Annotated in this window: 16 protein-coding genes; 4 read left to right on the top strand and 12 right to left on the bottom strand. The window is 62.1% G+C overall.

The features are described from left to right. Positions 1-302 precede the first annotated feature (302 nt). On the bottom strand, positions 303-914 hold the full coding sequence (locus QMA15_RS12105) for an AAA family ATPase (protein ID WP_205907581.1): 612 nt from the start codon (positions 912-914) through the stop codon (positions 303-305). Further along, on the bottom strand, positions 911-1,345 hold the full coding sequence (locus QMA15_RS12100; RefSeq protein ID WP_046379814.1) for a nucleotidyltransferase domain-containing protein: 435 nt from the start codon (positions 1,343-1,345) through the stop codon (positions 911-913). Before QMA15_RS12100 ends, QMA15_RS12105 begins: the two co-directional genes overlap by 4 nt. 92 nt (positions 1,346-1,437) lie before the next feature. Here QMA15_RS12100 and QMA15_RS12095 point away from each other — a divergent pair, with 92 nt between their 5' ends. Continuing rightward, positions 1,438-1,638 (top strand): hypothetical protein, encoded by a 201-nt coding sequence (locus tag QMA15_RS12095; protein ID WP_020968788.1) that lies wholly within the window; start codon positions 1,438-1,440, stop codon positions 1,636-1,638. After that, the gene (locus QMA15_RS12090) at positions 1,635-2,120 is read left to right on the top strand and encodes a flavodoxin family protein (protein WP_020906614.1); all 486 of its coding nucleotides are present in this window, start codon (positions 1,635-1,637) and stop codon (positions 2,118-2,120) included. Before QMA15_RS12095 ends, QMA15_RS12090 begins: the two co-directional genes overlap by 4 nt. Here QMA15_RS12090 and QMA15_RS12085 read toward each other — a convergent pair. The 3 genes from QMA15_RS12085 to QMA15_RS12075 all read right to left on the bottom strand — a co-directional run bounded on the left by QMA15_RS12085 (position 2,093) and on the right by QMA15_RS12075 (position 3,340). Further along, positions 2,093-2,338, bottom strand: a complete 246-nt coding sequence (locus QMA15_RS12085) for a hypothetical protein (RefSeq protein WP_020906615.1) — start codon at positions 2,336-2,338, stop codon at positions 2,093-2,095. The two genes, QMA15_RS12090 and QMA15_RS12085, sit on opposite strands and share 28 nt — an antisense overlap. Continuing rightward, a complete protein-coding gene (locus QMA15_RS12080; protein WP_020906616.1) occupies positions 2,338-2,724 on the bottom strand; it encodes a nuclear transport factor 2 family protein in 387 nt (128 codons plus the stop codon). Before QMA15_RS12080 ends, QMA15_RS12085 begins: the two co-directional genes overlap by 1 nt. A gap of 115 nt (positions 2,725-2,839) precedes the next feature. Continuing rightward, positions 2,840-3,340 (bottom strand): flavin reductase family protein, encoded by a 501-nt coding sequence (locus QMA15_RS12075; RefSeq protein ID WP_020906617.1) that lies wholly within the window; start codon positions 3,338-3,340, stop codon positions 2,840-2,842. A 239-nt stretch (positions 3,341-3,579) separates the two neighbouring features. Here QMA15_RS12075 and QMA15_RS12070 point away from each other — a divergent pair, with 239 nt between their 5' ends. Beyond that, positions 3,580-4,281 carry a PadR family transcriptional regulator gene (locus QMA15_RS12070; RefSeq protein WP_019749414.1) on the top strand — a complete coding sequence of 234 codons (702 nt, stop codon included), beginning with the start codon at positions 3,580-3,582 and terminating at the stop codon, positions 4,279-4,281. Between the two features lies 1 nt (position 4,282). Here QMA15_RS12070 and QMA15_RS12065 read toward each other — a convergent pair whose 3' ends face one another. The 5 genes from QMA15_RS12065 to QMA15_RS12045 form a co-directional block, all read right to left on the bottom strand. After that, positions 4,283-5,065: an IclR family transcriptional regulator gene (locus QMA15_RS12065; RefSeq protein ID WP_020968790.1), complete on the bottom strand. Its 783-nt coding sequence runs from the start codon at positions 5,063-5,065 to the stop codon at positions 4,283-4,285. A 210-nt stretch (positions 5,066-5,275) separates the two neighbouring features. Beyond that, positions 5,276-6,187 carry a biphenyl-2,3-diol 1,2-dioxygenase gene (bphC, locus tag QMA15_RS12060; protein ID WP_279163275.1) on the bottom strand — a complete coding sequence of 304 codons (912 nt, stop codon included), beginning with the start codon at positions 6,185-6,187 and terminating at the stop codon, positions 5,276-5,278. 39 nt (positions 6,188-6,226) lie between these two features. Continuing rightward, positions 6,227-7,408 (bottom strand): acyl-CoA dehydrogenase family protein, encoded by a 1,182-nt coding sequence (locus QMA15_RS12055; RefSeq protein ID WP_019749417.1) that lies wholly within the window; start codon positions 7,406-7,408, stop codon positions 6,227-6,229. 51 nt (positions 7,409-7,459) lie between these two features. Then, a complete protein-coding gene (locus tag QMA15_RS12050; RefSeq protein ID WP_020906621.1) occupies positions 7,460-8,656 on the bottom strand; it encodes a Rieske 2Fe-2S domain-containing protein in 1,197 nt (398 codons plus the stop codon). A gap of 126 nt (positions 8,657-8,782) precedes the next feature. Beyond that, entirely contained in the window at positions 8,783-9,328 is a 546-nt protein-coding gene (locus tag QMA15_RS12045) for a hypothetical protein (protein WP_020968793.1), read from the bottom strand. A 222-nt stretch (positions 9,329-9,550) separates the two neighbouring features. On the opposite strand from QMA15_RS12045, the gene QMA15_RS12040 reads away from it, so the two are divergent. Continuing rightward, complete coding sequence (locus QMA15_RS12040; protein WP_024487413.1) at positions 9,551-11,125, top strand: AMP-binding protein; 1,575 nt, start codon at positions 9,551-9,553, stop codon at positions 11,123-11,125. A 24-nt stretch (positions 11,126-11,149) separates the two neighbouring features. Here the strand turns inward: QMA15_RS12040 and QMA15_RS12035 are convergent, their stop codons facing one another. Together QMA15_RS12035 and QMA15_RS12030 are read right to left on the bottom strand one after the other, a co-directional pair. Further along, positions 11,150-11,833 (bottom strand): response regulator, encoded by a 684-nt coding sequence (locus QMA15_RS12035; RefSeq protein ID WP_279163273.1) that lies wholly within the window; start codon positions 11,831-11,833, stop codon positions 11,150-11,152. Further along, entirely contained in the window at positions 11,830-13,482 is a 1,653-nt protein-coding gene (locus tag QMA15_RS12030; protein ID WP_257237360.1) for a sensor histidine kinase, read from the bottom strand. The genes QMA15_RS12035 and QMA15_RS12030 overlap by 4 nt, the downstream gene beginning before the upstream one ends. Between the last annotated feature and the right edge of the window lie 108 nt (positions 13,483-13,590).

Genomic DNA, 13,590 nt, shown 5'->3' with positions numbered 1-13,590 from the left:
CAAGTACTCAGCTGTTGGACCTCGACTTGAATAGCTGGACCGCACTGAGTGTTGCGACAATCGGCCAACACACAACGGCGATCCATACACTCGTTGAACGCTCGCCTTGAACGAGATCGTAAATTGCGAGGGCAGTCAGCAGAATCCCGATCCCGAATGCGATCCAGTTCAGAGTTCTGATGCGGGAGGCAGTTGGTGACGTCATTGAGAAACCCTACGCGACTTCTCACGACCGTTCGGGAGAATTCCCAGGCAGGGAGGGATGGCGGAATACGAGTATCGCTCGCGATCTCGACGCGATATCAGGAGTGGATGCGCGGCATGCCCGGGTCGGAGTTGTCGATGACGCAGTCGGCTCGGGTCCAGGGTTTTGCAGCGGCGAAGTAAAGCCGTTGCCCGCCCACATATCTGTTCATCGAAGGATGATCCGGATCCGCGTTCGTTCCGTCGCGAAGGTTCATGCGCCGCGCGGTCTCCTCGAAGGGCGCATCGAGGAAGATCGAATAGTCCCATCGTTCGGCGAGTTCGTCTCGATGCAGGAAGAGTCCTTCGACAAGGACTATCGCTCCATCGGCTGCATGCAGGTACGCGTCGCTGTCCCGCCGTTGTCGGTACCTTCTGCTCCCGCCCCGCCCCAACGGATCGAGAACATGTCGTTCGAGGGCGTCGTAGTCGTAGCTGTCGAGCCAGAAGCCTTCCGGTGATTGCCGACCTCTACGATGACGAATCTCCGGCGGATTCAGAAAGTCGTCGACGTGAATCACGATGGCTGTGCGTGCATTCAGCTGCGCTGTAAGGCTTTTCGCGAATGTCGTCTTGCCGCTCCCATCGACACCGTCGATCGCGACGAGAGGCGAGCCGCGCAACGCGGATATTTCGGCGGCTAAGGTTTCGAAGACCGACGCAGTGCTCATCGATCAATTCCTACTGCACTCGCAGCGACACGAAGAGGCCCCGTGTCGTACAGGATTCGGTGTCCGTCTTCGAGAACACGTCGAGTGCCCGCGTCGAGCGGAACGTCCGCCCAGCTCTCGCTCGCGAAATTCAGCTCGACGAGGAGGCCGGACCGTAGGCGGAAGCGTCGTTCTCGAACTGGCCCCCAGTTTGCGGCTCTGATGAATCGCGCGTCGGGGCGGAGCCGCACGAACCAGTCTTCATTTGCGAGCGCGTTCGCGTCGTCGGCCAGGATCATCAGATCAAGATCACTCGCCATACGCTCCGCGCCGCGCGCGTAGGACCCGACCAGCGCTACAGCTTTGACGTCATCGTGCTCAGCGGCCCATCGTTCGACGTCGACGAGCAAAGCGTTGACCGCGCGCCTGCGTCCTTTCAATCGTGCTGACATACCGGCATCATTCCCCACCGTCACGGCTGTCCGTAGCTTCGCTGGTACCTCTATCCTGGAACTGTCAGTGATGAACCAGGGGAGGGATGCGTATGTCCAAGGAAGTATCGGCAGGTCTGGCTGTTGGTGCGATGGTCCTTGTTGCAGGCTTGATCTGGACTGGGCTTCCGCTCGACGCATATTCGGTTGTCGCCGTGATTTTTGCAATCTGCGGGGGATTCATCACCTGGATCTACCTGCGCGAGAACGTAGATGGCGTCCCACACACAGCGACGAAAGAAGGCAGTCGATGAAGGCAATCATCGTGTGTACCTCTGTCTCCCATGGCAATACGAAGCGTATCGCCGACGTCATCGGAGAAGTTCTCGATGCTCGCGTGGTCGAGCCCGGTGACATCGACGCCGCGCAGCTCGCCGACTACGACCTCGTGGGCTTCGGCTCCGGCATCTACCTACGCTCGTACCACGAAGACCTACGCTCGTTCATCGAGGCACTCCCCGAAGAACGGCGATCCAAGGCTTTTGTCTTCGCCACCAGTGGTTTTCCCGACAAGGGGATTCATCGCTTCTCGCGTCCACTGGTTCAGCTGCTCGAGCAGAAGGGCTTCGATGTGGTCGCAGCCTTCTCGTCCCGCGCGTGGGATACGTATTTTCCGTTCAAGCCGTTCGGAGGTATCCGGAAGGGGCGGCCGAACGCCGACGACTTGGAATCGGCGCGCACGTTCGCCGAAGTCCTACGCGGTAGCGTTCAGGACAGCTTGCCCGGCACCGGGTAGCTGCGCAGGCTCATCTCCAGCTCACCGGCGTCGGCAAGGTCGTTGATCGTCTGACGCAGAGCGCCACACGTCCGCTGAGCGTTGGCTCGACCGTTCTCACGCCCCAGCTCCGGGCACACCACTTGCGACTCTTCGAGCCATTGAACGCTGGTGTGCGCTTCGCTGTATTTCTCGACCAGAACGCGGTTTCCGCAGTTCCGACAGCTGACCTGACGCATCAGCGTGCAATCAGATCGGCCGGTGACCAGAACGCGCGCATGCTCGTGATCTTGGCGTCCGCGTCGAAAGTCATGACGTCGATCGGTTCGACCTCGTAGACCTGATCGCCCACCGGTGTGACGACGCGGAAGTGAAAGGCCGCGCTGGATCCGCTCACCCGCAAGGTGAGAAGCTCCGTCTCTTGCGAACCGCCCTCGAGAGCGCCGTAGAACTCGGTGATCGCCGCTTTGCCGACACGGGGTTCGCTGCCGACCGGGTCTTCGAGTGTCGCGTTCTCGGCGTAGAGGGCGGCGATGTCCGCTGACGATCCGCGAGCCACGGCGTCGAGGTAGGTGGTAACCGTCGCCGTGATCGCGGCCGTGGTGTCTGGTTCGAGAGTGGTCATCGAGTTAGTCCGATCAGTCGAGAAGTTCAGGGTCTGACAACTACTTCGGACGCTATCGGTGCCGTCTCGATTCGGCGTCGCAATCTCCCACGCAGCGGGACGGCCCGCAAGAAATTCAGGCGTCGAAGCGTCCGAAGCCGCCGCGGTAGAACAGAAGCGGACCATCGTGGCGCAGCACGTTCAGATCGGTGATTCGTGCGACGACGATGGTGTGATCACCGGCGTCGTGCTCCTGCTCGACGGTGGCCTCGATGCGAGCGAGTGCGCCGCTGAGCGCCGGAGCACCGTTGCCGGCCGCGTCCCACTCGACGCCGAGGAACTTGTCGGTCCCGCCGCGAGCGAACGCCGAACACATGTCCTGCTGATCGTGGGCGAGAACATTGATGCAGAGAGTTCCGGATTCGCGAAGCTTCGGCCAACTTGTCGACGTCTTCGCCGGGCAGAACGAAAGCAAGGGGGGATCGAGCGATACCGAGACCAGAGACTGGCAGGTGAAGCCGAGGGGTGAGTCTCCATCGTGAGCGGTGATGACGGTGACGCCAGTGCAGAAATTGCTCATCACGTTGCGAAGTGTGCGTCCGTCCAGAACTGGCGGTTCGGCGTTTTCCACGGTCATGTCGTCTCCTTGTTCAAATCTCTGTTCAAAACTCTGCAAACAGCTTCAGAAGCAACGATGTGTGGCGCCGCGGTCGTAATCCAGCGGCAGTCCCACTCAATGGCAGCAATGGCTTCTCGCCACGGGTTCGGACCGAGCGAGTGTCAGGTGGAGGGGTCTCGGGCAAATTTGATCCCGCTCAGCGGTCCGTTCGGATTCTACGAAACCAGCAAATCACCAGTGATTGTTAGACTTCGGGCATGTCCGAACCTGATGACGTGTCCCGAGGACTTCCCGCTACCAGCTGGGCAGTGCTCGGGATGCTGACGTTCGGGGAGGAACTGACCGGAAACGATTTGAAGAAGTGGGCCGACTGGAGTGTCGGCTTCTTCTACTGGAGCCCGTCCATCAGCCAGGTCTACGCAGAGCTGAAGAAGCTCGAAAGCATCGGATTCGTGGAGTCCCGGGTCGTCTCCGAGCCCGGGGTGCGGGGCAAGCGCCTCTACTCGATCACCCAATCAGGAACCGACGCCGTCCGGACGTGGTCACGGGAGGCGCCGGTGGAAGTCCCGGTGCTCAAGCACGGCGTGATGTTGCGTCTGTGGATGGGACACCTCAACGAACCCGAGCGACTCAAGGCACTGGTCGAAGCCCATATCGCCAACGTCGAAGAGCAGATTCGACGCGCGAAACTCCACGCAGATCATGCCGAGAACGAGCCGGCCTGGTCGTTCCCGGTCATGACGTTGCGATGGTCGGAACGGTACTTCCGAGCCGAGATCGAACTTGCTCGCGAACTACTCGAAGACATCGATCGTGCGTCCGCCGAGTTCGCGAACGTCGCCGAGCACGACCGACTGGGATCGCCGTTGCCCTCGACGCCTGGCAGATGGAAGAACGTCGAGGAGTACGTGTTGGCGCTCGAGCAAGCCGGTCTCACCGGCAACGGCTCGAATATCTGAGTCAGGCCCCGGCTGCGGTGGGCATGTTGCGCAGCAGGTGACGACGCTGCAACGTCGGAGTGACGCTCAGCGATCCGCCGTCGATGCCACGCCAAATGGCAGCGGCCGCCATCCGAACCGGCGCTGCGCTGACGTGGTCGAGTCGGAGAGCCTTCGACGGCGCGCAGATGGATACCGCGGCAACAGCGCGGCCGATGGGGCCGATCGGTGCCGCAAGACAGCTGAATCCCGGTAGGCCGTTTCCGGTTTCGAATGCCACCCCTGATTCGCGAATCCTGGCGAGGTGGGGCAGTGCGTAGCCCGAGGACTTCGGCGAACCGAATGCAAGCAGTGCCTGACCGATCGCAGTGGTCTCGGCCCGGCGTCGACCACCGACACGCGTCGGCACCGCGGCAGCGAGGCGTCCGCCGATCTTCTCCATGTAGACCACATCGGGCCCGTCGAGGATGCCGAGGTGAACCACGAAGCCGGTGACGCGGTAGAGCTCGTGGAGGAGCGGCATGGCTGCAGCGTGGAGGCGGTCTTGATGAACCGCGAGGGATCCCAGTTCGACGAGGCGCATACCGAGTTCGTAGTCGCGGCCGTCGCGGCGCAGCCAACGCATCGAGACGAGACGTTCGAGCATGCGGTGGGCAGACGAGCGTGGCAGGCCCGTGCTCCGAACGACCTGAGCGAGCGTCAACCTGCCGGGACCGTCGAAGGCGTCGAGAACCAGCGAGACGCGATCGAGAATTGCTGTCGGGGCCGAATCGGCGCCTAAAGCATCCACAGCCTGCAGTGTCATCGTGTACCTCACTTCTCTTAGAGCTCCACAACCAGTGAACTGGCTATTTCAATTAGAAATAGTGTCATAGAGTTCCGGATTTGTGAAGTGGATCACCGGTCTGTTTTCGGGCGCGTCACGGTGGAAACGACGAAGGGGCTTGCGCGAATGCTCGCGCAAGCCCCTTCGTCGGTTTACTACCGGCGGGTACTACATCGTCGCCGGCAGGTATTACATAGCTGCCAGCGGTTCGCTTCCGGACCAGTCGTGGCCCCAGTAGCTGTCAGCGGTGATCTCCTCGGAGGAGTACGAGTCCTGATCCACCTTCGCGCCCTCGGTGCCGAACTCGATGTCCCAGCCGCCGGGTGCGCGGACGTAGAAGGAGATCATCTTGTCGTTGGTGTGGCGACCCAAGGTCGACGACACGGAGAATCCGTCCTTCATCACTCGGTCGAGAGCCTGGCCGACAGCGTCGAGGGTGTCGACCTCGACCATGATGTGAATCAGGCCGGGTGCGCCGCCGTGCGGTGCCGGGCACAGGGCCAAGCTGTGGTGACGCTCGTTGACGCCCATGAAACGGATTCGCAGCGGCCCGAATTCGGGCGGGGCCGGCAGGCGGAAGGCGCCGCGCGGGTAGAAGCCGAGCACCTCGGTGTAGAAGTCGAAGCTCGCAGCACTGTCCATCACCGGGAGCACGACGTGGCCGAGACCCTGTGCGCCGGTGACGAATCGAGCGCCGAAGGGCGTCACCACGGGGCTGTGGTCGAGGATCGCGCCGTGGAAGACCTCGATGGCTGCTCCACCGGGATCGGTGAAGGCGATGACCTCTTCGACCCGTCGAGCATCCGCTTCGGCGAGCGAAAGCTGCTCCACCTCGGTGCCGTTCTTTTCGAGGGCCTCCTGAACGCGGTGCAGTGCGGCGTGATCGGCGACCTCCCAACCGATGTTGACGATCTCGTCGCGCTCACCCTCGACGACGACGATGCGAGCAGCACGCTCGTCGAGCCGTAGGTAGAGAGCGTTCTCGTCCGGCCCACTGCCCTTGGCGAATCCGAGAACATCGAAAGCGAAAGTGCGCCAACGTGCCATGTCGTTGGTCGAGATCTTGACGTAGCCAAGTCCCTTGATGTCAGTGTGTGTCATCGTGTTCTGTTCCTGTCGATTTCTTGTGTCGAAGTCTGATCAGATCATCGCCCGCAGCGGACCCTGCGGATCTGCGCCGAGACGGCTCAGCGAGGCGGCGTGGAATACGGTGCCCGGCACGTGAATTGCGTGGTGCTGTCCCGCGTGAGCGTCGCGCCAGAATCGCTGAAGCGGCTTGTCCATCCGCAGTGCGTTGCCGCCGCAGCGCGGGTAGACCTGATCGATTGCATTGATTGCGCGCCAGGCGGCCTGCACCTGAGTCTGACGTCCCTCGGCCCGCTGCTCGAAGGTCACTTCCTTGCCGGCATCCACTCGATCCCACATGCGGTCGACGTTGGCCAGCAGGGTGTCGCGGGCTGCCCGGATGTCGGCAGTTGCCTGACCGATGGCGAACAAGGTGTACGGGTCGTCCTTGACTGCCGTGCCCTGTGCGTTGATGCGATCGGCCTGGTACTCGTTGGCGTGGAAGAGCATTCCCTCGCAGATGCCGATGGTGGCGGCGGTGATACCGAGGGGGAACATGTTCGACCACGGCATCAGGTACAGCGTCTCGGTGCGCCCGTACTTGCGCACCGCCGTTCCGTCGATGACCTCGTCGCAGTCCATGACGCGGTAATCGGGGACGTACGCATCCTTGACCACGAGGTCCTTGGAGCCGGTGCCGCGAAGTCCCATGACATCCCACGAGTCTTCGATGATTTCGTAGTCGGTGCGCGGAATGATCACATGGAGCATGCGCGGCGGCATCTCCATGTTGCCGTCCTTGTCGCACGCCATCGCACCGAGGAAAGCCCAGTCGCAATGGTCGGTGCCGGAAGAGAACTGCCAGCGGCCGGAGAACTTGTAGCCGCCGTCGGTGGGGATACACATTCCGCCGGGCATGTACGGCGATGCCATCCAGGTGTCGGGATCCGATCCCCAGATCTCCTGCTGCACCTTGGGATCCGCGAACGCGAGCTGCCACGGGTGAACTCCGACGATCCCGTGTACCCAGCCGGCCGAGGGATTGAGCGAAGCCATGCGCATCACGGTCTCGGCGAACTCGCGAGGATGCGCCTCCATTCCGCCGTGTTCCTTGGGTTGGAGCATGCGGATGGAACCGATTGCCTTCATCTTCTTGGCGGTGTCGTCGGCCACCCGGCCGATCCGCTCGGCCTCGATGCCTTCGGCGAAGATGTCGTCGGCCATCGCGTTGATCTGTTCGAGCACTTCGTACGTCATGTTGTTCCTTGCGTTCAGTCAGGTTGTCTCAGCAGTGTTTTCGACTGCGAATCAGGAGGTTGTCTCGAGCGCCTGGGCGTCACGTGCGGCAACGTTTTCGGCGACTTCCCGCTTCCAGCTCTCCACTGCGCGGGTAGTGTCGATCTCGAATTCGAAGCGCTTCGTCATGTCTTCCGTGACGTTCTCGACATCGGTGTAGAACTGGTTGTACCAGCGCCGCAACTGGTAAACCGGGCCGTCCTCCTCCGAGAGCAGCGGGTTGTCGATCGGGGCCTTGTTCTTCCAGATCTCCACGTCCTGAAGGAATCCCATCTCGACGCCCTCGGTGAACTGCGCGGCCATCGCGGCAGTGGACTCGTCGTCCATACCGGGAAGCTTCTTGACCATCGCGCCGTACTGCAACACGAAGGCATTGTTCGAGATGGGGTAGTGGCAGTTGATCAATACAGTTTCGATGATCTGCCCGTTGGCTTCGCTCTTGATCCAGTCGATCATGTACGACGGACCGAAATACGAAGCATCCGAACGAAGAACAGCGTTGGGATCGCCGTAGTTGGTGCCGCTGATGATGTCCTCGCGTCCCACCGATTCCATGTACTGGCTCGCTACGTGACCTTCGAAGATGTTCTTGAAGTACTTGGGGAACGAGTAGTGAACGTAGAAGAAGTGGGCCATGTCCACGACGTTGTCCACGATCTCGCGGCAATGAGAGCCTTCGATGGTGAGCGTGTTCCAGCTCCAGTCGCTCCACTCATCGCTTCCGAAGCCCTCGATGTCGGGAATCGTGACCTCGGCGGGCGGGGGATTTCCCTGGGGATCGTGCCAGACGAACAGCTGACCGTTCTTCTCGAGTGTGGTCCACGCCCGCGTCTTGGCCAGCGGCGGAACGCGTCGTGCGTAGGGGATCGCCGTACATTTTCCGTTACCGCCCCAACGCCAGTCGTGGAACGGGCAGGCGATCGAATCGCCCTTGACGGTTCCGTGAGCGAGGTTGCCACCCATGTGGCGGCAGTAGGCGTCGAGAATCTTGATGTCGCCCTTGCTGTCGGCGAAGACGACAAGGCTGGTGCCGAATGCCTCGATCTGGTGGGGCTGACCGTCGCGATAGGTATTGCTCAGTCCGAGGCAGTGCCATCCACGCGCGAACCGCGCCGGGGGCGCTGCCGCTTCGATTTCTCGAATTTCCTCGCCGGCGCCCGACTGCGTCGAGGCGTCCGTAGTGGTGAGTGGGCCGGTTCCGAGTGCCATGTCTTCCTCCGAGCCGCGTCTTGCGACGCTCCAGTGATGTGATCCGTCTCATACAACGACGAAGCGTCCTCTGGAGATACGGCAGCTCCCGCTGGATGGAACACCCGCTCGGTGACCTGCAGAGATTCAGCTCGCGAGTGTCGCCACATCGTCGATCGCGTAAGTCGCCCAGGCCCGAGCGGTGACGACCCCGGTGGGATCGGTGGCGACCAGAGCTACGTCGGCGACGCTCTCGTGGTCCTTCTCGTACGTAGCGAGCACCGTCACGGAGCAGTTCAGATCTGCTCCCGCGGAAGTTGCGGTGCAACGTCCGCGGAACCGTCGTAGCGACGCCGAGCCGTAACGACGAGCGGCGAAATCGGCAAGGGCGGCAACGGAATCGGTTCCGGTGCCCGCTGTCGGGGCTTCCCGGACGAAGACCTCGGCAACCAGATGCCCGGTCTGGTCGTGGTATTCGGTGATTCGCTCGAGAGTCGAGCCCAGCGGCCTCACGGACCCGGTGAGCAGCGCGCCCGGATCAGGGCGCCCGAAGAACACGACGTCCTGTTCGACGACGGACCCGTCGGGTGCCGAGCGCACGGTGCCGTACAGCGAGTCGAAATCCGAGAGGAGCGTGGTGGACGTACGGGGAGCAGATGCCGTGAAGTGGGCGGTACCGAGGTTGGTAGTCATGACACTCTCCGTTGGACGCGACCGAGACGCTGTCGTCTCGGTGGGTACATCGACGCTAACCACCGCTCTCGTGGGTGACGACAGGCTTCCCGCTGATCGGGAGCATTCTCGGATTCGATCGAAGAGGTGGAACCTGTTCCAGTTTTGTGCAATTCTGGATATCGTATCCGTGACCGGGAGCACATCTCGATGACTGCACGCGCCGAGCAGAAGGAAGACCAGATGACAGACGAGTTCGCTGACCTGCACCGACCGGTATACGGTCCGGACCTGCTCATCACCGCTCTGGAACGCAATCACGACAAGCCTGCGCTGTACCTCGGAGACGTGATCCTCACCGGAGGGCAGATGCGCGATCAGATCAGCTGCTTCGCCCAGGCTCTCGCGTCGCTGGGAATCACTCAGGGCACCAGCACCGCGATGCTGTCGAAGAACCGCCCCGAGGTGCTGATCAGCATGGGCGCGACCATGATCACCGGCTGCCGGGCGAGTGCCCTGAACCCGATGGGATCGCTCGACGACCACAAGTACATCGTCGACGACGCCGAGATCGAGACCCTCATCTTCGATCCCAATGCCTTCGAAGATCGTGCCGCCGAGTTGAAGGCGTCGTCGCCTTCGCTGACCAACGTGCTCTCGATGGGCCCGTCCGAAGTGGGGATCGACATCCTTGCTCTGGCCGCGACATTCGAGCCTGCGCCGCTGAAGGCAGCGCACGTCGATGCCGAAGACGCCAGCAGCATGGTCTACACCGGTGGAACGACCGGCAAGCCCAAAGGTGTTGTGGGATCGTTCCGTTCGGGTGCAGCGCTCAATCAGATCCAGATGTCGGAGTGGCAGTGGCCCGAGGACAACCGCTTTCTCATCTGCACGCCACTCTCACATGCAGGCGCGGCGTTCTTCATCCCGACTTTGCTGCGCGGCGGCGCTCTGATCGTCCTGCCCGCCTTCGAACCGGGGGCCGTGCTCGAGGCGATCGAGAAGCACAAGATCACGGCAACCATGTTGGTGCCCACCATGATCTACATGCTCATGGACCACCCCGATCTGCCCAAGCGTGACGTATCGAGTTTGCAGACGCTGTTCTACGGAGCGTCCGCGATGTCCCCGGCCAGATTGCAAGAGGGCATCAAGAAGTTCGGGCAGATCTTCTTCCAGTTCTACGGTCAGACCGAGTGCGGCATGACAATCTCGGTGCTGCGCAAGGAAGAGCACCTCGCCGACGATCCGGCCCGCCTCGCGACCTGTGGGCGGCCGGTGCCATGGCTCGACGTCCGGTTGCTCGACGACGACCTCAACGAGGTGCCGCAGGGAGAGCTCGGTGAGATCTGCGTGCGCGGCCCGCTGATCATGAAGGGCTACTGGAAGAAGCCGGCCGAAACCGCCGAGGCGTTCCGTGGGGGTTGGCTGCACACCGGAGACATCGCACGTAAGGACAAGGACGGGTTCATGTCCATCGTCGATCGCAAGAAGGACATGATCGTGACCGGTGGTTTCAACGTGTTCCCGCGCGAGATCGAAGACGTGATCTCGGCGCACCCGTCCGTCGCATCGGTGGCGGTAGTCGGTGTACCGGACGACAAGTGGGGCGAAGCCGTCAAGGCCTGCGTGGTGCTTCGTGCCGGACTGACCGTGGACACCGAGGAACTGGTCGACAAGGTGAAGGCAGCCAAGGGTTCGGTTCACGCTCCCAAGAGCATCGACTTCGTGGATTCACTCCCGTTGACACCGCTGGGCAAGCTGGACAAGAAGGCACTGCGCGCGCGGTACTGGGAGACCAGCGCCCGCGCAGTCTAGGAACCAGCGTCGTGTAGCGAAGGGTCAGCGTTTCCAGACGTAACGACGCTCCGGGCGGCCCACCACTCCGTATTTCAGCGAGGTGGTGGACCGCCCGGACTCGTAGAGGTACTCGAGGTAGCGCCTCGCGCTCGCGCGTGAGATACCGACTCTCACGGAAATGTCTGTTGCCGAGGCGGGTTCGGTGTCGTCTCGCAGAGCTGTCTCGACCAACCGAAGAGTCTCGGGACTGAGTCCCTTGGGCAAACCTTTGTGGGACGACGCCCCTGGTGCGCCACCTGCAACACCGAAGGCCTCGTCCACTGCTGTCTGTTCTGCTTCGCCGGAGCTGTCGAGATTCGCGTATGTCGATCGGTAACGCTCGAGACGCTCACGGAGAACCTCGAACGTGAATGGCTTCATCAGGTAATGCACGACGCCGCTGCGCAGCGCCTTCTTGACCGAGCCGGCCTCGCGCTCACTCGTGATGACAAGAACATCCAGCTCCGGTGCCAGCTCGCGAAACGGGGCGATCAGATCGAGTCCGGTGGTGCCCGGCAGGTGGACGTCGAGAAGCACCAGGTCGGGTTGGAACTCACCGACTGCGGCCAGCGCGGCCTCGGCCGAATGGGCGACGCCACACACTTCGAAACCGTCTATCCGCGAGACGAATCCGCTGTGCACCTTCGCCACCATGAAGTCGTCGTCGACCACCAGTACCCGGATCATGCGCCCTCTCCGTCGTGTAGGACTGCGGTGAAGACAGTCCATTCGATGCCCTCTGTCGAACGACTGCTCACGGTGACGTCGCCACCGCGTCGACGACACGTCAGGCGTACCAGTGCCAAGCCGAAACCGTGTCCGTCGCTCGATTGTCCCTTGGTGCTCCAGCCCTGGCCGAAAACCCTGTCGCGATTCTCCGGCGCGATACCGGGGCCGGCGTCCTCGACCCGCACTTCGACGGCGGTGCCACGGCCCCGAATCGACAATCGAACCTTGCGGCGCGACGCTTCCGGCATCTCGCCGACAGCGTCGACGGCATTGTCGACGAGGTTTCCGACCACCGTCACGAGGTCTCGGCCGAGTCGGCGATGAACCGAGTCAAGGTGCGTGTCCGAGGTCAGTTCCACGGTGACCAATCCCTGTGCAGCGGCACCTATCTTGGCGATCACGAGTGCGGCGGTGCCGACGTCGGCGATCTTGTCGGTCACGGCCGCACTGACCTGTGCGCGCTCCATGGTCAGGCCCTCGACGTAGCCGACCACCTCGTCGTACTCGCCGAGCTGGATGAGGCCGGAAATGGTGTGCAACTGATTGTCGAACTCGTGGATGTGGGCGCGTAGCGCGTCCGTGCTGGTTTTGGTCACGTCGAGTTCTTCTTCCACTGAGCGCAATTCGGTGCGGTCGCGGAAGGTGGTGACCGACCCGATGGTGCGGCCTTTCGATTCGATCAAGACGGTGTTGAGGACGAGTAGTCGATCTCCGACAAGAACCAACTGATCGGATTCGGTTGTGCCGGAGGTCAGTACACTCTGGAGTCGGTCGTCGAGACCGAGGTCTCGCACAGATCTACCGGCACTCCCGCGTGGGATGTCGAGGAGTTGGTGGGCGCTGTCGCTCATCAGCACCACCTTTCCCTGCGCGTCGAATGCGATGACACCTTCCTTGAGGCCACGCAGCATCGCCTCACGTTGGCGAACCAGGTCCAGGATCTCGCGGGCCTCCATGCCGAGGGTCTGCCGTTTGACCCTGCGGGCCAACAGGATCGAACCGACGCCCCCGAGAAGCGAGGCCACCGCGAGGTATACCAGGAGGTTCGGTGCAGACTGCAGCAGTCGCGTCCAGATCGAGGGGTACTCGATGCCGACGATCGCGGTTCCGGTGATCCCTCCTTCACTGCCGAGAATCGGAACGTGCGCTTCCACTGCCTTGCCTGAGGACGTGTCGACCAAACCCGTCCATGACCGATCCTGTGTCTGACGTGCGTCGACGCCGACATCGCCGGGACGCGTCGAAATGACGACACTGCCGTCGGCGTCGGCAAGCGAGACGTAGGTGACGCCCGAGATGGCGCGCACCGAGTCGACCGAACCTTGTAGTCCGGAGCGGAGACGAGTCTGAGCCTGGGGGAGTAGTTCACGTACCGCTGGATTGGCTGCTAGTGATTCCGCTGCCGAGAGTGCGCGACGTCCCTCCTCGCGTTGGAAACTCGCAGACGACTGAGCGAGAGAGAGGGCGGTGACACACACGAGAACTGCGACGACGATCAGAAGTTGCAGTTCGAGAAGTTGGGTCGCCAGAGTGTGCCGGCGCCGAAACAGGCGCTCACGCAGAGGCGACTTGCGCTCTCGCTCGGCCTGCTCGTTTCCTGAGGACACCAGCCAGACCCTAGCCTTCGGTTCGATGCCGGGAAAGCAGTTGTTCGTGAGCACAATGAGCACAAATCAATTTGCTTTCCCAATGGTGACCCCAGTCACAAAGTGCGT

It is taken from the genome of Rhodococcus sp. APC 3903 (assembly GCF_030407755.1).
Lineage (GTDB): Bacteria > Actinomycetota > Actinomycetes > Mycobacteriales > Mycobacteriaceae > Rhodococcus_F > Rhodococcus_F erythropolis.
This window is presented reverse-complemented; position numbering and strand designations above follow the sequence as displayed.

Coding starts and splice junctions, on each gene's coding strand:
- QMA15_RS12105 (WP_205907581.1), bottom strand. CDS start 914: ATGAGCACTGCGTCGGTCTTCGAAACCTTAGCCGCCGAAATATCCGCG.
- QMA15_RS12100 (WP_046379814.1), bottom strand. CDS start 1,345: ATGTCAGCACGATTGAAAGGACGCAGGCGCGCGGTCAACGCTTTGCTC.
- QMA15_RS12095 (WP_020968788.1), top strand. CDS start 1,438: ATGTCCAAGGAAGTATCGGCAGGTCTGGCTGTTGGTGCGATGGTCCTT.
- QMA15_RS12090 (WP_020906614.1), top strand. CDS start 1,635: ATGAAGGCAATCATCGTGTGTACCTCTGTCTCCCATGGCAATACGAAG.
- QMA15_RS12085 (WP_020906615.1), bottom strand. CDS start 2,338: ATGCGTCAGGTCAGCTGTCGGAACTGCGGAAACCGCGTTCTGGTCGAG.
- QMA15_RS12080 (WP_020906616.1), bottom strand. CDS start 2,724: ATGACCACTCTCGAACCAGACACCACGGCCGCGATCACGGCGACGGTT.
- QMA15_RS12075 (WP_020906617.1), bottom strand. CDS start 3,340: ATGACCGTGGAAAACGCCGAACCGCCAGTTCTGGACGGACGCACACTT.
- QMA15_RS12070 (WP_019749414.1), top strand. CDS start 3,580: ATGTCCGAACCTGATGACGTGTCCCGAGGACTTCCCGCTACCAGCTGG.
- QMA15_RS12065 (WP_020968790.1), bottom strand. CDS start 5,065: ATGACACTGCAGGCTGTGGATGCTTTAGGCGCCGATTCGGCCCCGACA.
- bphC (WP_279163275.1), bottom strand. CDS start 6,187: ATGACACACACTGACATCAAGGGACTTGGCTACGTCAAGATCTCGACC.
- QMA15_RS12055 (WP_019749417.1), bottom strand. CDS start 7,408: ATGACGTACGAAGTGCTCGAACAGATCAACGCGATGGCCGACGACATC.
- QMA15_RS12050 (WP_020906621.1), bottom strand. CDS start 8,656: ATGGCACTCGGAACCGGCCCACTCACCACTACGGACGCCTCGACGCAG.
- QMA15_RS12045 (WP_020968793.1), bottom strand. CDS start 9,328: ATGACTACCAACCTCGGTACCGCCCACTTCACGGCATCTGCTCCCCGT.
- QMA15_RS12040 (WP_024487413.1), top strand. CDS start 9,551: ATGACAGACGAGTTCGCTGACCTGCACCGACCGGTATACGGTCCGGAC.
- QMA15_RS12035 (WP_279163273.1), bottom strand. CDS start 11,833: ATGATCCGGGTACTGGTGGTCGACGACGACTTCATGGTGGCGAAGGTG.